Genomic DNA, 22,217 nt, shown 5'->3' on the forward strand with positions numbered 1-22,217 from the left:
TGTGCGCAGCTTACGCCCGGCGGGTCCGCGCGTCCGCGTCACATCGGGCGGACGGCGAACGGTCCCCTTCGAGCACGGCCCGGGTGCTCGTGACCACGGCACATCTGCCCGCCGCCCAGCGCAGGGCCATCGCATGGTCCTCGGCCGAGAAGTCGGCCACCGCGTCGGCCACCACGAAGGCCTGGATGTCCTGCATCCAGGCGTCGCACGCGGTCATCAGGACGCCGATGTGGGCGTAGACACCGGTGACGACGATCTGGTCGCGGCCCTGTTCGCGGAGACGTTCCAGGAGGTCGGTGCGGACGAAGCCGCTGTACTTCCACTTGGTGAGCACCGCGTCGCCCTCGTCGGGCGCGACGGCTTCCGCGACGGCGGCGGCGTGCGGGTCGGCCGGCAGGCCCGGGCCCCAGAAGTCCTGTTGCAGCCCGCGCTCGTCCGGGCTCTGGCCGCCCGGCTGCGCGGTGTAGAGCACCGGCATGCCGAGTCGGGCCGCAGCCTTCTTCAACTCCGCGACGTTCGACAGCAGTTCGGGAATCGGAGCGGAGGAGCGGTCGTAGGCCGACAGGAAGTAGTTCTGCAGATCGTGGACGAGGAGCACCGCGCGGGACGGGTCGACGGTCCAGCCGACCCGGTTGGCGGGCAGCTCGGCGGTGGTCGGCATGGGGTACGGGGCGATGGCGGGCAGTGCCATGGTGCGGGGATTCCGTTCGGGGGAGGAGAGTCCGGCTGGTCAGGCCGGTGTGGAAGCGGACGTGCCGCGGGCCGCGGCGGTCCGCAGGGCCTTCTTGGAGATCTTTCCGACGCCGGTCTGCGGGAACGCGTCCACGAACTCGACGCGGTCCGGCACCTTGTACGCGGCCAGATCCCGTTCCCGGACGAACCGTTTGATGTCCACCGGCTTCAGCGGACCCGCGCCCGGGCGCAGGATCACGTACGCGCAGGTGCGTTCGCCCAGGTACGGGTCGGGCTCGGCCACCACGTTGGCGTCGTGGACGAAGGGGTGGGCGAGGATGTGGTTCTCCACCTCCTCGGCGGCGATCTTCTCGCCGCCCCGGTTGATCTGGTCCTTGGCACGGCCCTCGACGACGATGTGGCCGCTCGGGGTGACCCGGACGACGTCGCCCGTGCGGTAGAAACCGTCCTCGGTGAACGAACGGGCGTTGTGTTCCGGCGCCCGCCAGTAGCCGCGGATCGTGTAAGGGCCGCGGGTCAGCAGGTGGCCCGTCCCGCCCGGCGCGACCTCCTGGTCCTCGTCGTCGACGACCAGGATCTCGTCGTCCGGCGAGATGGGCCGCCCCTGGGTGGTGACGATCACCTCGACCGGGTCGTCCAGCCGGGTGTAGTTGACCAGGCCCTCGGCCATGCCGAAGACCTGCTGCAGGGTGCAGCCGAGCGCCGGCCGGACCCGCCGGGCCGCCTCCTCGCTGAACTTGGCGCCACCGACCAGCAGAACGTCCAGGCTGCTGAGGTCGTGCGCGGTGGCCGTGGCCGCCTGGGTCCACAGCAGGGCCAGCGGGGGGACCAGTCCGGTGAGGGTGACCCGCTCCCGCTCGATCAGCGGGAAGGCCACCTCGGGGGAGGGCTGCGGGCACAGCACCACGCGGCCGCCTGCGTAGAGCGTGCCGAGTGAACCGGGGGAGGACAGCGGGAAGTTGTGGGCCGCGGGCAGTGCGCAGAGGTAGACGCTGTTGTCGTCGACGCCGCAGATCTCGTTGGAGCCGCGGAGCGAGTAGATGTAGTCGTCGTGGGTGCGCGGAATGAGTTTCGGTACGCCGGTGCTGCCGCCGGACAGCTGGAGGAACGCCAGGTCGTCCGGGCTCGGAGCACCGTATCCGACCGGATCCTCCGGCACGTCGGACAGTGCCTCGAACTCGCCCGGCTCGCCGCGGGCGACGAACACATGGCGCAGCGCGGGGGCACCGGCCCGGGTGCGCGCCGCCAGTTCGCGGTAGTCGTAGCCGTCGTGTTCCGCGGCTGTGACGTACGCGACCGCCTCGGTGAACTCGCAGAAGTACGAGATCTCCGTCTCGCGGTGGGCCGGCAGGGCGAAGACGGGCAGGGCGCCGATCCGGAACAGTGCGAAGACGACCTCGAAGAACTCCGCGACATTGGGCAGTTGCACCACCACCCGGTCGCCCTTGGTGATGTTCCGGGCGAGGAGGCCGGCCGCCAGCCGGTCGGCGCGCCGGTCCAGCTCCGCGTAGCTCCACCGGATTTCCGCGACGGGGTCGACCACGGCGATCCGGTCCGGGTGCGCCTCGGCGCGTTCGCGGAGCATGGCGCCGAACGTCTCGCCGCGCCACCAGCCCGCGGCCCGGTACCGCTCGGCGAAGTCGGACGGCCAGGTGGGTGCGTCGTCGTGCGGGCTCACAGCTCGGCCCCCACGGCGCCGAGGAAGGTGCGGAACTTGGCGGCCGTCTCGGCGGTCTCCGCCTCGGGCACGGAGGCCGCCACGATGCCGGCGCCCGCGTAGAGGCGCAGTGTGCGTTCCTCGGCCTCGGCGCAGCGGATCGTGACGACCCACTCGCCGTCGCCCCGGGCGTCGCCCCAGCCCACCATCCCGGTGAAGTAGCCGCGGTCGAAGGGCTCGGTCTCCGCGATGACCCGGCGGGCCGTCGTGGTGGGGGTGCCGCACACGGCGGGGGTGGGATGCAGGGCGCAGGCGAGGGCCAGGGCCGAGACGTCGGGAGAGGTGAGGGTGCCGGTGACCGTGGTGGACAGGTGCCACATGGTGGCGGTGCGGATCAGGGTCGGCCCGGTGGGGACGGTCAGCTCCGTGCAGTGCGGGGCCAGGGCCTGGTGGACGGCGTCCACGACGACCGCGTGCTCGTGCAGGTCCTTCGCGGACTCCAGCAGCGCGGCGGCGCGGCGGACGTCCTCGGCGAGGTCGGTGCTGCGCGGGGTGGACCCGGCGAGCGGATTGGCGACCACCCGCTCTCCCCGCCGGGAGACCAGCAGTTCCGGGCTGGCGCCGATGAGGGTGCGGCCGGGCCCGGTGGGCAGGGCGAAGGTGTGGCCGGCGGGGTCGCGGCGGGCCAGGCGCTGGAGCATCCCGGGCAGGTCCAGCGGGGCGGCGGAGGTGAGTTCGAGGGTCCGGGCGAGCACCACCTTGCTGAACTCCCCGCGCCACATGCGTTCCACGGCCGCGGCGACACCCGCTCCGTAGAGCTCGGGTTCGGGTACCGGGCGTATGTGCCAGTGGGCCGAGCCGGTCACCGCGGCGGGCAGCGCGATCAGCGGATCGGAGGCGAGCGGGGGAGCGACGCGCAGTGCCGCCGGCACGCTCAGGGCGGCGGGTGCCTCGTGGTCGAACGGTATGGCGCCGATGACCACGGGCGCTTTCTGCCCGGCCGCGCCGGCCTCGGCCAGCGTGGCGTTCACCCGTTCGTCCAACGGTCTCGCGTCGTGCGGCACTTGGCGTGCGGCACCGCGGGCCAGCAGGGTGCGGCCGGGGGTGGCGAGGAAGTGGTCGCCCGGAGCGTAGGAGTCCAGGAGCGAGGTGGCGGCGCCTACGGCCGGGTGGGCCGGATCGGCCGGGGGCAGGTGCGTGGCGACCTGGGAAGCCGTCGACACGGTGACTCCATTCTGGAAGGTTCTGCCGGTGGGGGTCGGGAGAGCTTGCGGGAGGGCTGACGGTGGGTCAGCGAAGCGTCGCGCCGCCGTCGACGTACAGCTCCTGCATGGTGATGTGGCGGGCGCGGTCCGAGGCCAGGAACGCGACGGCGTCGGCGATGTCCTCGGGGGCGGCGATCCGGCCCAGCGGGATGCCGGTGCGGTAGGTGGCCGGGTCTCCTTCGATGACCCGCTGCTCGGCGCCGGGGCCGTTCCACAGGGCGCGTTGCATCGCCGTGTCGGTGGATCCGGGGGCGACGACATTGCACCGTACGCCGCTGCGGGCGAGTTCGAGGCCCAGGCATTTGGTGAACATGACCGCCGCGGCCTTCGACGCGGCGTATGCGGCCATTCCGGTACGAGGGATCCCGGCGGCGTTGGAACCGACGGTGATGACGCAGCCGTTGCCCCGGCCGGCCATCAGCGGTGCGACGGCCTGCGAGGTGTGCAGGACGCCGTCGGTGTTCACGGCGAAGGTCTCCGACCAGTCCTCGTAGGAGAGTTCGGATGCGGGGCCGTCGCGCAGGACACCCGCGACGTTCACGAGTACGTCGATGGGGCCGAGCCGGTTCTCGACGCGGGTCACGGTGTGTTCCACCGAGGGACGGTCGGTGACGTCCATGACGTACGGCTCCATCCGGCCCGCCGGCCGCTCGCTCGCCGGTTTCTCCGCCTGCCGCCGGTTCCACCGTGCGGCCAGGGCGTCGATGCCGTCCTGCGCGCGGTCGGTGGCGGCCACCCGGGCGCCGAGGGTGGCGAACAGCTCGGCGACAGCCGCCCCGATGCCTTGTGCGGCACCGGTCACCAGGACAGTACGGCCGTCGAACTCGCCGTTTCTGCCCGGTATGTGCTCAGGCATGAGCAACCTCCGTTCGGGAAACTTAGGCAAGGGTAACCTAAGTTAAATTCGACGAAGAGGGTGCGGCTCGGGTGCGCGTGGTGGCGTGACGGGCCCTCGCGCGAGGGGAGTTGGGGGGCCGGTGTCGCGCGGGATCAAGGTCCCCGTTCCATGGTCGGCGCCCGTAGGTTAGGTTAGCCTTGCCTGGGTTCGAGGCGGGGTGCCGGAGTTCCGGGGCGACTCGTCACGAACCACGGCGATCCGGCCCGCATCGCCGCCGGGCGACCGGTGCGGTCGCCGGCCCTTCCCGTGAACGCCCTGACCAGGCGTGCGCGGACGCCGCCCCGTGCCGTGGCGTCGTACCCATCACCGCCGGCGCGTCGACCGCGCTGCCGGCGTCCATTCCCGCAGGAGCAACCCGATGAATCAGACCTTGTCCCCCGAACGCGTCCGCGCGGATGTCGCGGAACTGCTCGGCTGCGATCCCGCGGGGATCGGGCCCGAGGAGAACCTTGTCGACCTCGGCCTGGACTCGGTGCGGATCATGGTCCTGGTCGACCGCTGGCGGACCGCGGGGGCGGCCGCGCTGGAGTTCGCCGACCTGGCCGAGCAGCCCGAACTGGGGCACTGGACCGAGCTGCTGACGGGTGGTGCCGCATGAGCCGCGTCGACCACCGGCACCGGCACCTGGAGCGGATCGCGGAGGTCCGGGCGGGTCGTCACGCCGAGAAGGTGGGCTACCCGATCGGCATCCGGGCGACCGAGGTGGTACGCACCGCCATGGTCGGCTCCGGTCTGCTGCGGGTGACCCTGGGCGGGCCCGGTGCCGAGGGGTTCGAGGCCCACGCGCCGGACGAACACGTGAAGCTGCTCTTCCCGGATCCGGACGGCTCGCTGCGGCTGCCCGAGCGGAACGGGCTGATGCTGAGCTGGCCGCGACCGGGGTCCGTCTCGCGGGAGTACACCGTGCGCCGTCACGACCCGGTGGCGGGCGAGATCGACATCGACGTCGCCCTGCACGACGGCGGCCTCGCCTCGGAGTGGGCGCACGGGGTCGGGCCCGGCGACATCATGCACCTCGCGGGTCCGCCCGGCGGGATGATCGTCCCGCACACCTACGACCGCTATCTGCTCGCGGGGGACATCACGGCCCTGCCCGCGATCGCGCGCTGGCTGGAGGAGCTGCCCCGGAGCGCGAAGGGCTGGGCGTTCGTCGAAGTCGTCGACGCCACGCAGGAGATCGAGCTGTCCGCGCCCGAGGGCTTCGAGGTGTGCTGGCTGCACCGCGGCGACCGGCCGGCCGGAACCGGTGACGCCCTGGCGCGGGCCGCGACCGCGGTGAAGGTGCCCGAGGGGGAGCGGGTGTACGTGTGGGCCGCCGGTGAGGCGGGGCAGATCAAACCGCTGCGCCGCTGGGTCCGTGACGAGCTGCGGCTGGAGAAGGCCGACAGCGACATCACCGGCTACTGGAAGTGCGGCGTCGCCGACTTCGACGAGGACGATCACTGACCGACCGACCGACCGAATGACCGGCCGGACAGGGGGCGCGCGTGCTGCCGCCCTCCGGTCCGCCCCGACCCAAAGGCCATCGAGTAAGGTGAGCCTTACCTAAGTAACAAGGAGCGTTTCATGTCCATACGCAGATCGTCCGGCCTGGTCGGAGCCGCTTCGCTGGCCCTGATCCTGACCGGCTGCGGGTTCTCCTCGGAGAGCGGTTCGGACGCCTCGGACAAGGGCGGGACCAGGGTGTTCGCCGCGGACAACGGCAAGATCACCATCCCGGTCGCTCCGAAGCGCGTGGTGGCCACCGGCTATGCGGTGCCCGCCCTCATCGAGGCCGACGCACCGCTGGTCGGGATCTCCTCGTGGAAGCGCGGCGAGCCGATGATGTCCAAGGACGACCTGGCCGAGTACAAGAAGCTCCCCAAGGTGGCGGGCGAGCAGGCGGCCGAGACCAACTACGAGGCCGTCGCCGAGGCCGACCCCGACCTGATCGTCATCGGTGTGCCCGCCCCCGTGCTCGGCGACATCGACGTCAAGCGGCTGGAGTCCATCGCCCCGGTCGTGGCGATCGGCCCGACCGTGCCGTCCGCCTGGCGGGAACTCTCCCGCAAGCAGTCCGACGCGGCGGGCTCGCTGAAGCAGTTCGACGCCGCGAAGGACACGTACGAGGCCAAGGCCGCCGAGCTGGCCAAGAAGTACAAGGACGTGCTGCCCGGGCTCAAGCTGGGCCACGTCGGCGCGTACGGCGACGCGGCCAAGGGAACCTTCCAGCGCGAGTTCAACGGCTCGTGGGGCACCAACATCGCCGAGGACCTCGGCGCGAAGTACTACGGCAAGGTCAAGAAGCCCGGCCCCGGTTCGCAGTCGGTCAGCGAGTACCCCTCCATCGAGGAGCTCCCGGCCGCCTTCCGCGAGGCCGACGTCATGACGTACTCGGTCAACGCCGACGGCAGCGTCCCCAAGTCCGTCCAGTACGTACTGGACTCGAAGCTCTGGAAGAACCTGCCCGCCGTCAAGGCCGGCAAGACCTTCCCGTTCCGCTACACCGAGGCCGCGACCTACGGCGAGGCCATGCAGACCCTGGACGCGATCGACAAGTCGCTCGCTCCGCTGCTGAACCGGTGACCGTCGCGGGCCGCGCGTCCCGGACGGCGGGAACCGGGCGATCCGGGCCACAGATCGGCCTGCTCGTCGGCGGACTGCTGCTGCTCGCGGCGATCGCCGTGCTCAGCATGGGCGTCGGGGCCCGCCACGTCCCGCCCGCCGAGGTCCTGCGGGCACTGTTCGACCACCAGGGCACCGACGACCAGGTGATCGTGCGCGACATCCGGGCGCCGCGCGCGGTACTGGCCGTCGCGGTGGGCGCCGCGCTCGCGGTGGCCGGCGCGCTCATCCAGACGCTGGCCCGCAACCCATTGGCGGAGCCCGGCATCCTCGGGGTCACCGCGGGCGCCGGGTTCGCCGTGACCGTCGGCTCGGCGCTCGGGCTGGCCGCCGGTCAGGCGGGCGAACTGGGCTTCGCCGTCGTCGGATCCGTGCTCGCGGCACTGCTGGTCGCCGCGGTCGGCCGGCGCTCACCGCTGCGCCTGGTACTCACCGGCGTGGCCCTGACCGCGGTGCTGGGCGGCGTCGCGCTGGGCATGCGGCTGATGCTCCCGGACGTCTTCGACGCCTACCGGTTCTGGTCGGTCGGGTCGCTGGCGGGCCGCGAACAGGCGCCACTGGCCCTGCCGTTGACCGCCATCGCCGTGGCCCTGCTCGGCGCGCTGCTGCTGAGCAGGGCACTGAACGCCCTGACGTTGGGGGAGAACGTGGCACACACACTGGGTGCGGGCGTGGGCCGGGCCAGGGTCGCCGCACTGGTGCTGATCACCGTGCTCAGCGGGGCGGCGACGGCGGTGGCCGGGCCGATCCTCTTCGTCGGACTGATCGTCCCGCACCTGGCACGCAGGCCGGCGGCGGGCTCGGTGCCATGGCTGATCCTCTACACCATGGTGCTGGGGCCGATCCTGCTGCTGGTCGCCGACATCGGCTCGCGGGTGCTGCTGCCCACCGGTGAGGTGCCGGTCGCCATCGTGACCGCGTTCCTCGGCGGCCCCATGCTGATCTGGGCCGTCCGCCGCTACGGGGCGGGGTCGCTGTGACCGTACTCGGACTGAGGGTCGAGCGCCGCACCGTGCTGCTCCCCGCCGTGCTGGTGCCCCTCATGCTGGGCCTGGGCCTGCTCGGGCTGTGTTACGGGGCGTCATGGTCCACCCCCGGCGAGGTGTTCGCCGCACTGACCGGGACGGACCACTCCGTGGTGATCCGCGACTGGCGGCTGCCGCGCGTGCTGGCCGGGCTGGTCTTCGGCGCCGCACTCGGTGTGGCCGGAGCGATCTTCCAGAACCTCACCCGCAACCCGATGGGCAGCCCGGACGTCATCGGCCTCGACGCGGGCGCCTACACCGGTGCCCTGGTCGCCCTCACCGTGTTCTCCGGCACCTCCGCACAACTCGCCGTGGGATCGGTGCTCGGCGGCCTGGCCGTCGCGGCCGCCATCTACCTGCTTTCGTTCGAACGCGGCTTCTCCGGGCTCCGGCTGGTGGTCATCGGCATCGCCTTCAACGCGATGGTGACCGCGATCAACTCCTGGATCGTGCTGCGCGCCGAGCTGGAGGTGGCGATCGCCGCCGTCGGCTGGAGCGCGGGATCGCTCAACGGAGTGGGCTGGGCCGACCTCGGGATCCCGTTCACGGTGATCGCCGTGCTCCTGGCCCTGATGGCCTCGCGGGCACACGCCATGCACCAGGCATCGCTCGGCGACGCGGTCGCGGTGACCACCGGCGTCGGGATCGACCGGCTGCGGCTGCTGATGGTCCTGGTCGGCGTCGGGTGCACGGCCACGGTGACCGCGGTGGCCGGCCCGATCGCGTTCATCGCCCTGGCCGCACCCCAGATCGGCCGCAGGCTCGCGGGCGCCGCCGGAGTGCCGCTGCTCCCGGCCGCCCTGACCGGGGCCGTACTGCTCATGGGCGCCGACCTGATCGCCCAGATGCTGCTGGCGCCCGTCGCGCTGCCCGTCGGAGTGGTGAGCACCGCGATCGGCGGCTGCTACCTGATCTGGCTGCTGACCAAGGAGGTGAGGCGCGCATGACCGCACGCCTGACGGCGCGGGACATAACCCTGCGCTACGGAGACCGGGTCGTGTCCACCCGGTTGAGCATCGACATCCCCGACGGCGCGTTCACCGCCATCGTCGGCCCCAACGCCTGTGGGAAGTCGACCCTGTTGAGCGCACTGGTCCGGCTGCTGCGGCCGGACTCCGGGCAGGTGGAGTTCGACGGCCGCGAGGTCGGCCGCTACGCCACCAAGGCACTGGCCAAACAGCTCGGCTTCCTGCCGCAGGACCCGCTGGCCCCCGACGACATCAAGGTCCGGCAACTCGTGGGCCGGGGACGGTTCCCGCACCAGTCGATGCTGGCCCTGTGGTCGCCGGAGGACGAGGAGGCCGTCGACGGGGCGATGGCCGCCGCCGGCGTCGGCGACCTGGCCGACCGTCCCGTGCAGGAGCTGTCCGGCGGACAGCGCCAGCGGGTGTGGATGGCCATGGTGCTCGCCCAGCAGACGCCCCACCTGCTGCTCGACGAACCGACGTCCTTCCTCGACATCACCCACCAGTACCAACTGCTCGGCCTGCTGGCCGGGCTGCGCGACCGGGGCCGCACGGTGGTCGCCGTCCTGCACGACATCAACCAGGCCTGCCGGTTCGCCGATCACCTGATCGCGATGAAGGACGGCCGCGTGGTCGCCGAGGGCGACCCCGGGGACGTCGTGGACGCCGCGCTGATCAAGGACGTGTTCGACCTGCCGAGCGTCATCGTCCCCGACCCGGTGACCGGCACACCGATGGTCGTTCCCACACTGCTAGGAGAGTAAGTTGAGCACCGCAAGCGCCTCCTCGGACGGCCTGCTCGCCCTGACCGGCGCCCAGTCGGGCATCTGGAACGCGCAGCGCCTCGAACCCGACTCGCCGTACTACCTGGTCGGCGACGTGGTGGAGATATCCGGCGGCGAGCCGGTCGACGTGGACGCGCTGGCGGAGGCGGTCCGGGCGACCACCGAAGAGGCCGAGACCCTGCGGCTGCGGGTGTACGACACCCCGGACGGGCCGCGCCAGGCGGTGAGCGAGGAGCCGGTCCGGCTGCCCGAGGTGGTCGACGTCAGCGGCGCGGCCGATCCCGCCGCCGCGGCCCAGGCACTCGTCGAGGCCGAGCGCGAGCGGGCCGCCGAGGCCTGCCGGGGGATGGTCGACCGGGCGCTGTACGCACGTACCGTCATCAAGCTGTCCGACCACGAGGTCTGGTACACCCAGCTCGGCCACCACCTGGTCTTCGACGGCTACAGCGCCTCGATGCTCGCCCGCCGCACCGCCGCCCGCTACACCGCACTGGTGTCCGGCACCGAACCGCCGCGGTCTGCCTTCGGCCGGTTCGCCGACCTCGTCGCCGCCGACCGGGCCTACCGGGACAGCGACCGGTGCGCCGAGGACCGCGCGTACTGGGTCGAGCGGTTCACCCCGCTGCCCGACCTCGCCGACCCCACCGCCGCCGCCTCCTCGCCGGACCGGACCCTGACCGCCCGCGCCGTCGTCACCGCCGAGGAGACGGCCCGGCTGCGCGCCTTCGCCGACCGGATCGGTGTCACCTGGGGCGAGGCGCTGATCGCCGGCTACGCCGCCTTCCTGCACCGCATGCTGGGCCGAACCGATGTGGTGTTCGCACTGCCGCTGATGTGCCGGGCCGGCTCGACCGAACTGCGCACCCCCGCCATGGCGGTCAACGTGCTGCCGCTGCGGGTGACCGTGCGCGCCGGGGACGACCTCGTGGAGCTGAGCCGGCGGGTCGCCACCGCCATGCGCGAGATGCGCGACCACCAGCGCTACCGGGGCGAGGACCTGCCCAGGGACCTCGCGGCACCCGGCGCGGGCGCGCTGCTGCACGGGCGCGGGATCAACCTCAAGGCGTTCGACCTGGCCCTCGACTTCGCCGGAGCCGGCGGCGTGATGCGCAACGTCGCCGGCGGCCCGCCGGAGGACATGGGCCTCAGCGTTCTGCCGACCCGTGACGGCGGACTGCTGCTCGGCTTCGAGGTCGACGCCCGGTCCAAGGACCAGGCCGCCGTCGACCGTCTGCTCTCCGGACTGCGGGCCCTGCTGTCCGGACTGACCGACGGCCTGCCCGTCGGGCGGATCGCCCTGACCGACGACGTGGAGCGGCTGCTCGCCGACTGGCGCCCGCCCGCGCTGCCCGGCACCCCGGTCGACGTGCCGGCCGCCTTCGACGCGATGGCCGCCGCCGGCCCCGGGCACACCGCCCTGGTCTGCGGCGACGACCGGCTGTCCGCCGCCGGACTGGCGGACAGGGTGCACCGGTCGGCCCGCGCCCTGCGGGCGCGCGGGATCGGCGCCGACGACGTCGTGGCGCTGGCGCTGCCGCGCTCGGTCGACTCGGTGATCGCCCTGCTGGCCGTGCTGGACGCGGGCGCCGCGTTCCTGCCGCTGGACGCCGCGTACCCGCCCGAGCGGCTGCGCGAGCTGATCGACGACACCCGCCCCGCGCTCGTACTGACCGCCGGCGCGGTCGACGGGCTGCCCTGGACCACCCTGCTCGACGAGGCCGCCGCGCTGTCCGGCGCCCCCCTGACCACCGGCGAACTGGCCGCGCCCCGGCACCCCGAGCACCTCGCCTACGTCATCCACACCTCCGGATCTACCGGCCGCCCCAAGGGCGTACTCGGCCGGGTCGGCGGCCTGGCCGCGCTGCTGCACCACCAGCGGTCCACGGTCGTCGCGGAGGCCGAGCGGGCCGCGGGCAGGCGGCTGCGCGCCGCGCACACCTACTCCTTCGCCTTCGACTCCGCCTTCGACCACCTGGTGTGGCTGCTGTGCGGACACGAACTGCACGTCTATGACACCGAGACCGCCCGCGACGCCGACGCCCTGCTCGCCGCGTACGTCCGCGACGGCATCGACATCGTGGACACCACACCGTCGATGGCCTCGCCACTGATCGACGGCGGCCTGCTGGAGCTGCGGCCCACCCTGCTGGTCCTGGGCGGGGAAGCCACCCCGCCCGCGCTGTGGCGGCGGGTCGCCGGATCGGGGATCACCGCGCGCAACATCTACGGGCCGACCGAGGCGACCGTGGACAGCACCACCGCACGGATCGAGGGCGACGAGCCGACCATCGGATACCCGCTCGCCGGCACCCGGATCCACCTGCTGGACAGCGCGCTGCAGCCGGTGCCGCACGGCACGGCCGGCGAACTGTACCTGGCCGGACCGCACTTGGCCCGCGGCTACCTCGGCAGGCCCGAAGCGACCGCGGAGCGCTTCGTCGCCGACCCGTTCGGCGCGCCCGGCGAGCGGATGTACCGCACCGGCGACCTGGCCCGCTGGGTGCCCGGCCGAGGCCTGGAGTACCGGGGCCGGGGCGACGGACAGGTCAAGATCCGCGGCCACCGGGTGGAGACCGGCGAGGTGGAGACGGCGCTCGCCGCCGTGCCCGGGGTCACCGCGGCGGCCGCCGCGCTGCGGTCGTCCCGGCTGATCGGTTACGTCGTGTCCGCCTCGGTCACCGGGGACGAGGCACGCGCCCACCTGGCCGGGCGACTGCCCGAACACATGGTGCCCGCGGCGGTCGTGGTGCTGGACCGGCTGCCGGTCACGCCCAACGGCAAGCTCGATCGCGCCGCCCTGCCCGCGCCCGCGCAGCAGCACAGCGGCGGCCGGGAGCCGAGCACCGAGCGGGAGCGGTTGCTGTGCGCGGTCCTCGCGGAGGCGCTCGACGTCGAACGGGTCGGCGTGGACGACGACTTCTACGCGCTGGGCGGGGACAGCATCACCGCCATCACCGTCAGCAGCAGACTGCGGGCGGCGGGCCTCGGACTGCGGCCCCGCGACCTCCTGGCGCGCCGCAGCTTCGCCGCCCTGGCAGCCTCCGCCGAGCCGCTGGCACAGGCGCCCGAGCCGGTGGACGAACCGGCCGGACCGGTGCCCGCCCCGCCGATCGTGCGCGCACTGCTCGACCCGCACCCCGACGTGGACGTCGTCGCCGGCTACGCGCAGTGGACCGCCCTGCACGTCGACGGACTCGGCCACGACGAACTGGTCACCGGCGTACAGGCCGTGCTCGACCACCACGACGCGCTGCGGCTGCGGGCCGGCGACGGCCTGGACGTACTGCCCCGCGGCCTGGTGCGGGCCGTCGTCGAGGAGGTGCACGGCGAGGACGTGACCGCCCTGGCCCGGCGGCTGGCGGGCGGACTCGACCCGCGCTCCGGCGACCTGCTGCGCACGGCCCTGCTCCGTACCGGCGACGACACCCCCGACCGGCTGGTCGTCGTCGTGCACCACCTCGCCATGGACGGCGTGTCCTGGCGCATCCTGCTGCCCGACCTGCACACCGCCTGCACGGGCGGCACGCTCGAACCCGTCGGGGCGTCCTGGCGGCGGCACGCCGTACTCCTCGCAGGCCAGGGGGAATCCGGCGCGCGGCGCGGCGAACTCGACCACTGGCGGACCGCGCTCGACTCCGCGACCCGGCTGGGCGCCCGGCCGCTGGACCCGAGGCGCGACACGGTCTCGACCGCCCACCGCTCGGCCGAGGCCACCGAGGCACTGCTGACCACCCTGCCCGCGGCGTACCGCGCCGGGGTCGACGAGGTGCTGCTGGCCGCGCTGGTGCTGGCCCTGCGCGGCTGGGGCCTGCGCGACGACGCGGTGACCGTGTCGATGGAGGGACACGGCCGCGAGCACCTCGATCTGGGCCGTACCGTCGGCTGGTTCACCAGCGAGTACCCGGTGCGTGTGCCCGCCTGCGACGACGTCGGCCGGACGCTGCGGGCCGCCAAGGAGGCCCGGCGCGCCGTCCCCGACGGCGGTGTCGGCTACGGCGTGCTGCGCCACCTCGATCCGGAGGCCGGCCGCGAACTCGCCGCGACCCCGCCGCCGGACGTGCTGCTCAACTACCTGGGCAGGTTCACCCCGCTGCCCGGAACGGGATGGCGCCTGCCGGAACAGGACGCCTTCTCGGTGATCGAGCCCGGCGCCAAGGCCCTGGAACAGGTGCTGGCCCTCAACTGCTTCGTCCACGAGGAGGGCGCGCCCCGGCTCGCCGTCGAGTGGACCGCCGCGACCGGCGTGCTCGGCACCGAAGCCGTCCTTGCTCTCCAGCAGTCCTGGGCCGCGGCGCTGGACGCGCTCGCCGCGCACGCGCTCCACACCGAGGGCGGTCTCACCCCCTGCGACCTCCCGCTGGCCGGACTCGACCAGGACGCCATCGACACGCTGGAACGCGCCGGCCGGATCGCCGACGTACTGCCCGCCACACCCCTTCAGATCGGGCTGTCCTTCCACACCCTGGTCCGCGACGACCACGACACCGACGTCTACGTGGTCCAGGCCGTGACCACCCTGGTCGGCGCACTGGAACCGGACCGGATGGCCGAGGCCGCACGCGAACTGCTGCGCCGCCACCCCGCACTGCGGGTCTACCTGGGTACCGCCGGAGACACCGTGGTGCAGGTGATCCCCGCCGAAGCAGCCCTGGACTGGCGGGTGGACGACCGGTTCCCCGAAGCGGCCCGTGCCGATCTGGAGCGCCCGTTCGACCCGGCCCGGCCGCCGCTGATCCGCTTCCTGCTCTCCCGGGTCGGTCCCGACGAGCACAAACTGGTGATCACCAACCACCACGCCCTGCTCGACGGCTGGTCGATGCCGCTGGTCGGCCGCACCCTGCTCGCCGTCTACGCCGAACTGGGCGGCGGCCCCGTCGCACCCACCGCCCCACCGCTGGCGGAGTACTTCCGGTGGCTGGCGGGCCGGGACCGGGAGGCGTCGCTCACCGCGTGGCGGGACGCGCTGGCCGGCGTCGACGGCGCGACCCGGCTGGCACCCGCGAGCACCGGCACCGCCGTCGAGCGCCCCGGTCGCGAGACCGTCGCTCTGGGCGGCGAGTTCAGCGACCGGCTGCGCACGTTCGCCCGCGAACACGGCGTCACCCTGACCACGGTGCTCCAGACCGCCTGGGGCCTGCTGCTGGGCAGGCTCACCGGCCGCCGCGACGTGGTGTTCGGCTGCCCGGTGTCCGGGCGGCCCGCCGAGGTCGACGGCGTGGAGTCGATGATCGGACAGCTCGGCACCACCATTCCGGTGCGGGTACGGCACACCCAGGACGCGACCGCGCTGGACCTCATGACGCAGGTGCACGCCGAGAGCGTCGTACTGGCCGAGCACCACCACGTCGGCCTGCCCGAGATCCAGCGGGCGGCCGGCATCGGTGAACTGTTCGACACCATGCTGGTCATGGAGAACTTCCCGCTCTCCAGCCGGAAGCGCACCCCGCTCGCCCCCGGGCTCGACCTGGCCGGAGTGGACATCACCGATGCCACGCACTACGCGCTGACCGTCATCGTGATCCCGGACGAGGAGATCACCATCGGCCTCGGCTACCAGCCGAGCGCCTTCACCGCGCAGACCGTGCGCGACTACGGCCGCTGGCTGCACAACCTGCTGCGGGAGATCGTTGACGACCCGGCACGGCCCGCGCTCCGGCTGCCCACCCTCGACCCCGGCGAGCGGGCCCGGATGCTGCGCACCGGCACCACCGCCGTCCCCGCCAGGAACCGCGGCCACTGGCTCGACGAGTTCGCCGCCCAGGTGGACCGCAGGCCCGACGCCGAGGCCCTGGTCTGCCGCCGACGCAGCCTGAGCTACGCGGAGTTGGACCGCGAGGCCAACCGCCTCGCCCAGGCGCTGATCGCGCGCGGGGTGCGGCCCCAGGACCCGGTCGCGGTCCTGCTCGGCCGCGACATCGAGATGACCGTGGCCCTGTTCGGCGTCGCCAAGGCGGGTGCGGTGTACGTGCCGATGGACGCGAGCTACCCGCAGGAGCGCCTCGCGTACATGTTCGACGACATCGCGCCGGCCGCGGTCGTGTCGACCGGCGCCGAACTGCCCGTCGAGCGCGACATCCCGGTCCTGCGCCTCGACGACCCGGCCACCCTCGCGTCCGTACCGGACACCGACCCGGCCGGGGCACGCCGGCGACTCACCGAGGACGCCCTCGCGTACGTCATCTACACCTCCGGAACCACCGGGCGCCCCAAGGGGGTCGGCGTCACCCACCGCGGCGTGCCCGACCTGATCGCGCTGCAGGAGGAGGTCGTCGGGGTCACCGAGCACGACCGGTACCTGCACTTCGCGTCGACCGGCTTCGACGTCGCGTTCTGGCAGACCATGGTGCCGCTGCTCTCCGGCGGTACGTCCGTGATCGCACCCGAGGAGGTGCGCGTACCCGGCGACGAACTGCTCGACTACATCGTCGAGCACCGGGTGACCGGGGTGAACCTGCTCCCGTCGTTCCTGGCCGCGATGCCCGACGACCGCACCGTCGACCCCGATGTGTTCTTCGTCGTCGGCGCCGAACGGCTCGATCCCGAGCTGGCACGGCGCTGGGGCGCGGGCCGCAGGGCGCTCTTCAACGCCTACGGGCCGACCGAGGTCACCATCAACGCCACGACCTGGCACTACGACCCGGACGACGAGGGACCGCTGCCGATCGGCCGCCCCGACCCCAACGTCCGCGCGTACGTCCTGGACGGCGGGCTCCAGCCGGCCGGCGTCGGCGTCACCGGTGAGCTGTACCTCGCCGGGCCGAGCCTGGCCCGCGGCTACCTCGGCCGCCCCGGCCCGACCGCCGCCGCGTTCGTGGCCGACCCGTTCGGCCCGCCGGGCGAGCGGATGTACCGCACTGGCGACCTGGTGCGGTGGCGGCCGGACGGACAGCTGGTCTTCCTCGGCCGTGCCGACCACCAGGTCAAGGTCCGCGGCTTCCGGATCGAGCTGGGCGAGATCGAGTCCGCGCTGACCGGCCACCCCGAGGTGCGCGCCTGCGCCGTGATCATGCGCGAGGGCAGGCTCGTCGGCTACGTCGTCCCCACCGACGGCGCCCGCCCGGACACCGCACGACTGCGCGAGTACCTGGCCGGCCAACTGCCCGACCACATGGTGCCCACGGCACTCGTGCCGATCGACCGGCTGCCGCTCGGCCCCGGCGGCAAGCTCGACACCGCCGCACTGCCGGCCCCCGAGACCGTCGCCGCCGCGCGGCGCGAGCCCGCCACCGGGGCCGAGGCGCTGCTGCTCGATGTCTTCCGGGACGTCCTGGGCACCGACGCTGTCGGCCCCGACGACGACTTCTTCGCCATCGGCGGGGACAGCATCGTGTCGCTGCAAGTGGTGTCCCGGGCCCGGCGCCGCGGGCTCGGCCTGAGCGCGCGGGACGTGTTCGAGGGAGCGACCGTCGCCGGGATCGCGGCACGGGCCCGCACCCTCGACGCCGGCGAGGCACCGGCCGTCGGGGACGCGCCGCTGACCCCGGTCATGCGGGACCTGCTGCGCCGGGCGGGGGCCGCCGCGGACGGCTTCTGCCAGTGGGTGGAGATCTGCGTCCCGCCGGGCGGCGACGAAACCACCTGGCAGGCGGCGCTCGACGCGCTGCTCGCCCGGCACGACGTACTGCGGGCCCACCTGGCCGGCGATGTGCTGCGCATCCCGCCGGCCGGTGCGGTGACCGGCACCGGGGTACTGACGTGCGTACGGGCTTCGGACGACCCGCGAGGTCCGGTGGACGCCGCGATCGCCGACGCCCAGGACGCGATGGACCCGCGCACCGGTCCGCTGCTGCGCGCGGTGTGGGTGGACGCCGGACCGGACCGGCCGGGCCGGCTCGTCCTGATCGCCCACCACCTGATCGTCGACGGTGTGTCCTGGCGCGTCCTGCTGGACGACCTGGAGCACGCGTACAACGGTGGCTCACTGACCCGGCACGGGCAGTCCTTCCTCGGCTGGGCGCGTTCGCTGCGCGATGCCGACCGGCGGGCCGAACTGCCCCACTGGCGGCGGATGAACACCGCCCCGGCACCGGCCGCCCGCCCCCTGGACCCGGCCCGGGACACCGTGGCCACGGCCATGCACCACGAGATCCGGCTCGACGCCGACGCGACCCGCGCCCTGATCACGACCCTGCCCGCCGCGTACCGCACCACACCCGACGCCGTGCTGCTGACGGCACTCGCCGGGGCGGTACGGGACTGGCGCGGGACCTCCGAGGTGCTGGTCGCGCTGGAGAGCCACGGCCGCCCGCGCCAGGTCGACCTGTCCCAGACCGTCGGCTGGTTCACCGCCGTACACCCCGTCCGGCTCGACGCGGACGACGACGTCCGGGCGGTCGCGGACCGGCTGCGCGCACAGGGCGACGGCCTCGGCCACGGCATCCTCACCTCTGCGGGGCTCCTGGACCCGGTGGCACCCGAGATCGCCTGGAACTACCTCGGCCGCTATCCCGGCGCCCCGGACCGGGAGACGCCCTGGCAGTCACCCCCGGACGCCGACCCGCTCGGCTCGGGCGGCTCCGACGCGATGCCCCTGCCGTACGGCCTGATGGTCAACGCCCTGGTACGCGACGACCTGCTCGGGGTCCGGATCACCCGGCCGTCCGCGCTGTTCACCGCCGCCGAGGCCGAGGACCTGGCCGAGAAGCTGCGGGCCGCGTTGCTGCGCGTCGCCGCCGCACCGGAGATCGGGGCACTGGACCACGACCGCCCGATCGCCGGAGTGCAGCCGCTCACCCCGTTGCAGGAGGTGATGCTGCGGCACTCGCGCACCGAGCGCCCCGACCCGTACACCGTGCAGTCGGCGTTCACCCTCGCCGGTCCGCTCGACACCGACGCCCTGCGGGCCGCGGGCGCCGACCTGCTGGACCGTCACCCGAACCTGGGCGCCGTCTTCCCCGCCGGCCTGGCCGTGATCCCCGCCTCGCCGCGACCGGAGTTCCGCGTGGTCGACGGGGCGGCCGACGCGGCGCTGGCGGCCGACCTCGCCGAACCCTTCGACCTCGCCCGGGGCCCGCTGCTGCGGCTGACCGTGATCCGGCGCGGACCCGAGCGCGCCGACCTGGTCCTGACCAGCCATCATGTGCTCTCCGACGGCTGGTCGGCCCCGCGCATCCTCACCGAGCTGTTCGCGCTCTACACGGCGAGGGTCAGCGGTGGGGCCCATGGCCTGCCCGCCCCCGTGCCGTTCACCGGCTACCTGGACTGGTGCGCCGACCACGAGCCCGACCTCGGCGCCTGGGCGGCCGAACTGGACGGCCTGCCCGAGGGCGACTACCTGGGCACCGGCGAACCCGGACCGGCCTGGCAGGAACCCGAGGTCATCGAGTTCGACGCGGCACTGGTGGCCGAGCTCACCGGCCTCGCCGCCCGGCGCGGCCTGACCCGCAACACCCTGGTGCAGGGCGCCTGGGCCGTGCTGCTCGCACGGCGGTCCGGCCACGCGGACGTCTGCTTCGGAGCCATGGTCTCCTGCCGTCCCCCCGAGCTGGAAGGTGTGGAGGAGATCATCGGGCTGCTGGCCAACACCGTGCCGGTACGGGCACGGCTCGACGGCACTCTCGCCGAGACGCTCACCGGGCTGCAGTCCCGGCAGCGGTCACTGGTCGAGCACCACCACGTGGCCCTGTCCGACCTGGAACGGCTGACCGGGCGACGACGGCTCTTCGACAGTCTGGTGGTGTTCGAGAACTACCCGGTCGACCCGGACCGGCTCCGTGAACCCGCCCCCGGGCTCACGGTCCTCGCGACCCGTTTCCGCGAGGCCACCCACCACCCGGTGACCCTGACCGTCATGCCGGACGGCGAGGGCTGGACCGGCGTGCTCGCCCACCGGGCCGGAGCAGCTGTCGACGGGCTTGCCGAGGAGCTGCTCGACCTGCTCCGTTCCCTGGACAAGCACCTGGACGACGAGGTGTTCGACCTCCTGGAGAACCGATGAGCGCGAACACCGCGCCGAAGGACGGGACCGGCGCGCCGCCGGACGGGCAGGTGGACCGGCAGCTGCTGCGGATCGCGTTCATCCTGGTGCTGGGCACCTTCATGGCGACGCTGGACGCCACGATCGTCAGCGTCGGCATCGACAGCCTGAGCGAGGAGTTCGACGCCTCCGTCGCCGGGATCCAGTGGGTGACCACCGCGTACCTGCTGGCGGTCGTCGCCGCCGTGCCCGCGTCCGGCTGGCTGGCCGACCGGTTCGGCGGCCGGCGGACCTGGCTCGCCGCGGTCGGGGTGTTCCTGCTCGGCTCGGTGCTGTGCGCGACGGCCTGGTCGGTGACCAGCCTGGTCGTGTTCCGGGTGATCCAGGGCCTCGGCGGCGGGCTGCTGCCGGCGACCGGGCAGGCACTGCTGGCCCGCGTCGCGGGCCCCACCCGTACCGGGCGGGTGATCAGCGTCGTCGCGGTCGTCCCGCTGCTGTCACCGGTGTTCGGCCCACTCGTCGGCGGCTCGATCCTCGGCGTGGCTTCCTGGCCCTGGCTGTTCCTGGTCAATCTGCCGATCGGGGTGGTCGCGGCCCTGCTCGCCCGTCGCCATGTGCCCGCGGTGCCGCCGTCGACGCGGCGGGCGGCGTTCGATCTGCGCGGCGCCCTGCTGCTCTCGCCCGGCCTGGCCGTCCTGGTGTTCGGGCTGACCGAGGTCGCCCACCACCGCACCGTACCGGCCGTGATCGGTGTGTCGGCGGGGCTGGCGATGCTGGCCGGATTCACCGTGCACGGGTTGCGGACCCGCGGCACACCGCTGGTCGATCCCCGGCTGTTCGCCCGGCCGCCCTTCGGAGCAGCCGCCGTCGCCCTGCTCGTCCTGGGCGCTTCGGTCTTCGGCACCACGTTCCTGCTGCCGCTGTACTTCCAGACCGGCCGCGGAATGTCGGCATGGCAGGCCGGGCTGCTGCTCGCCCCCCAGGGGCTGGGTGCGGCGGCCGGCTCGGTACTGGTCAACCGGACCATCGACAAGGTCGCACCGAGAACCCTGGTCGTCACCGGCATCGTGCTGATCCTCGCCGGAACAGTGCCGTTCACCCAGCTCGGCCACGGGCTCCCGGACGCCGTGATCGTCTCGGCGCTGGTGGTTCGCGGCTTCGGGATGGCGATGGTCGGCGCGCCCGTGATGAACATCGTCTACAGCCGCATCGAGCCCGCGCAGCTCCCGCGTGCCTCCGGAGCGCTCAACCTGCTCAACACGGTGGGCGGTTCGGTCGGCACCGCCGCCCTCGCCGTGGTCCTCCAGAACCGGCTGTCCGCCCGTGGCCCGGACATCTCCGCGGCGTTCGGCGACACCTTCTGGTGGGTGCTCGCCTTCTGCCTGGTCGCCGCCGCCGGGGCCACACGGCTGCCCCGGACCGAGGCCAGGAAGCCATGAGCGGCGCGCAGCCGGCCACCGCCGGGATTTGGTGGCCGCGGGGAGGTGTTTCCCAGCGGCGGCCGCATCGGTGCGGCGGGCGATCACCCTGAGCGCCCGGGCCCCGACGGAGCCCGGCTCCCGGGCGGTGGTCACCGGCCCGCCCGGACCGTCCGGGCGGGCTCGGCCATCGGCACCGCCCGTCGTGGCGCCGACCGACGCCACGAAGAGGACGGACGGCGGCAGGACGGCCGCCGGTACCCGTCCCGAGCGCTCGGGTACGGTCGCGGCATGCCGTTCTACGTTCACTCGCAAGACAAGCCCGGGGTCGCCGACCAACTGCTGGAGTTCGTCGAGGAGCACTGGTCCTACATGGACCGGTTCGACGGACGGCTGATATTCCGCGGCCCCACCCTGTCCGACGACGGCGAGGAGCACACGGGAAGCGTGCACGTCGTCGATCTCGCCGACCGCGCCGCCGCGGAGCGGTTCGCGACCGAGGAGCCGTTCTGGAGGGCCGGCCTCTACCAGGAGTTCACGGCCGATCCGGCGGTGGTGCTGCTGCGCCGCGAGCCGGTGGCGGATGCCCCGTACACGCTCGTCACCGCCCGGTGGCCTCCGCGTCCCCGCACCCCGGGCGACGCCGAGCCGTGGTCGCCGGGCGCGGAGCCGGACGGACGGCTGAGCTTCGTGGCTCTCCTGGTCGACGACGAACAGGAGAACACGACGGGCGTGGTCGCGGCCGTGCGGGCGCTCCCGGACGAGGCACGGAGCCTGCTCCAGCCGTTGGCGGACCGGCTCGCCGACGGCCCCACGCCCCTGACGGCCCGGCGCTGGCAGCGCGGCGGACGCAACTGAGGGTCCGCGGCGCAGCGTTGTCCTGCCGGGCCAGGGCCAGGGCCCGAGGCCACAAGAGTCCACCCACCCACGCGTTCCGTCCATGGCAGGGCAGGCAGCTCCCACAACACACTCGGTTCCACAACAGCTGTCC

13 protein-coding genes are annotated in these 22,217 nt (G+C 73.4%); 9 read left to right on the forward strand and 4 right to left on the reverse strand.

What is annotated here, in order from left to right:
• Positions 1 to 10: 10 nt before the first annotated feature.
• The 4 genes from AADR41_RS06175 to AADR41_RS06190 all read right to left on the reverse strand — a co-directional run bounded on the left by AADR41_RS06175 (position 11) and on the right by AADR41_RS06190 (position 4,471).
• Positions 11 to 691 carry an isochorismatase family protein gene (locus AADR41_RS06175; RefSeq protein ID WP_342280340.1) on the reverse strand — a complete coding sequence of 227 codons (681 nt, stop codon included), beginning with the start codon at positions 689 to 691 and terminating at the stop codon, positions 11 to 13.
• A gap of 39 nt (positions 692 to 730) precedes the next feature.
• Positions 731 to 2,371, reverse strand: coding sequence for a (2,3-dihydroxybenzoyl)adenylate synthase (locus AADR41_RS06180; RefSeq protein ID WP_342280341.1), 1,641 nt, complete (start codon positions 2,369 to 2,371; stop codon positions 731 to 733).
• Entirely contained in the window at positions 2,368 to 3,573 is a 1,206-nt protein-coding gene (gene dhbC, locus AADR41_RS06185; protein WP_342280342.1) for an isochorismate synthase DhbC, read from the reverse strand. The genes AADR41_RS06180 and dhbC overlap by 4 nt, the downstream gene beginning before the upstream one ends.
• Before the next feature lie 67 nt (positions 3,574 to 3,640).
• Positions 3,641 to 4,471, reverse strand: coding sequence for a 2,3-dihydro-2,3-dihydroxybenzoate dehydrogenase (locus tag AADR41_RS06190; protein ID WP_342280343.1), 831 nt, complete (start codon positions 4,469 to 4,471; stop codon positions 3,641 to 3,643).
• Positions 4,472 to 4,871: 400 nt separating this feature from the next.
• On the opposite strand from AADR41_RS06190, the gene AADR41_RS06195 reads away from it, so the two are divergent.
• From AADR41_RS06195 to AADR41_RS06235, 9 genes are all read left to right on the forward strand, one after another.
• Positions 4,872 to 5,111 (forward strand): phosphopantetheine-binding protein, encoded by a 240-nt coding sequence (locus AADR41_RS06195; protein ID WP_342280344.1) that lies wholly within the window; start codon positions 4,872 to 4,874, stop codon positions 5,109 to 5,111.
• The gene (locus tag AADR41_RS06200; protein ID WP_342280345.1) at positions 5,108 to 5,959 is read left to right on the forward strand and encodes a siderophore-interacting protein; all 852 of its coding nucleotides are present in this window, start codon (positions 5,108 to 5,110) and stop codon (positions 5,957 to 5,959) included. Before AADR41_RS06195 ends, AADR41_RS06200 begins: the two co-directional genes overlap by 4 nt.
• A gap of 120 nt (positions 5,960 to 6,079) precedes the next feature.
• Positions 6,080 to 7,078: an ABC transporter substrate-binding protein gene (locus AADR41_RS06205; protein WP_342280346.1), complete on the forward strand. Its 999-nt coding sequence runs from the start codon at positions 6,080 to 6,082 to the stop codon at positions 7,076 to 7,078.
• Entirely contained in the window at positions 7,075 to 8,097 is a 1,023-nt protein-coding gene (locus AADR41_RS06210) for a FecCD family ABC transporter permease (RefSeq protein WP_342280347.1), read from the forward strand. The genes AADR41_RS06205 and AADR41_RS06210 overlap by 4 nt, the downstream gene beginning before the upstream one ends.
• A 62-nt stretch (positions 8,098 to 8,159) precedes the next feature.
• Positions 8,160 to 9,089: a FecCD family ABC transporter permease gene (locus AADR41_RS06215; protein WP_342280372.1), complete on the forward strand. Its 930-nt coding sequence runs from the start codon at positions 8,160 to 8,162 to the stop codon at positions 9,087 to 9,089.
• Positions 9,086 to 9,871, forward strand: a complete 786-nt coding sequence (locus AADR41_RS06220) for an ABC transporter ATP-binding protein (protein WP_342280348.1) — start codon at positions 9,086 to 9,088, stop codon at positions 9,869 to 9,871. Before AADR41_RS06215 ends, AADR41_RS06220 begins: the two co-directional genes overlap by 4 nt.
• Position 9,872: 1 nt before the next feature.
• Positions 9,873 to 19,829 carry an amino acid adenylation domain-containing protein gene (locus AADR41_RS06225; RefSeq protein ID WP_342280349.1) on the forward strand — a complete coding sequence of 3,319 codons (9,957 nt, stop codon included), beginning with the start codon at positions 9,873 to 9,875 and terminating at the stop codon, positions 19,827 to 19,829.
• Positions 19,826 to 21,247, forward strand: a complete 1,422-nt coding sequence (locus tag AADR41_RS06230; RefSeq protein WP_342280350.1) for an MDR family MFS transporter — start codon at positions 19,826 to 19,828, stop codon at positions 21,245 to 21,247. Before AADR41_RS06225 ends, AADR41_RS06230 begins: the two co-directional genes overlap by 4 nt.
• A 270-nt stretch (positions 21,248 to 21,517) precedes the next feature.
• Positions 21,518 to 22,084, forward strand: coding sequence for a YciI family protein (locus AADR41_RS06235; protein WP_342280351.1), 567 nt, complete (start codon positions 21,518 to 21,520; stop codon positions 22,082 to 22,084).
• Positions 22,085 to 22,217: the final 133 nt, after the last annotated feature.

The organism is Streptomyces sp. CLV115, from assembly GCF_038448545.1.
Classification (GTDB): Bacteria; Actinomycetota; Actinomycetes; order Streptomycetales; family Streptomycetaceae; genus Streptomyces; species Streptomyces sanglieri.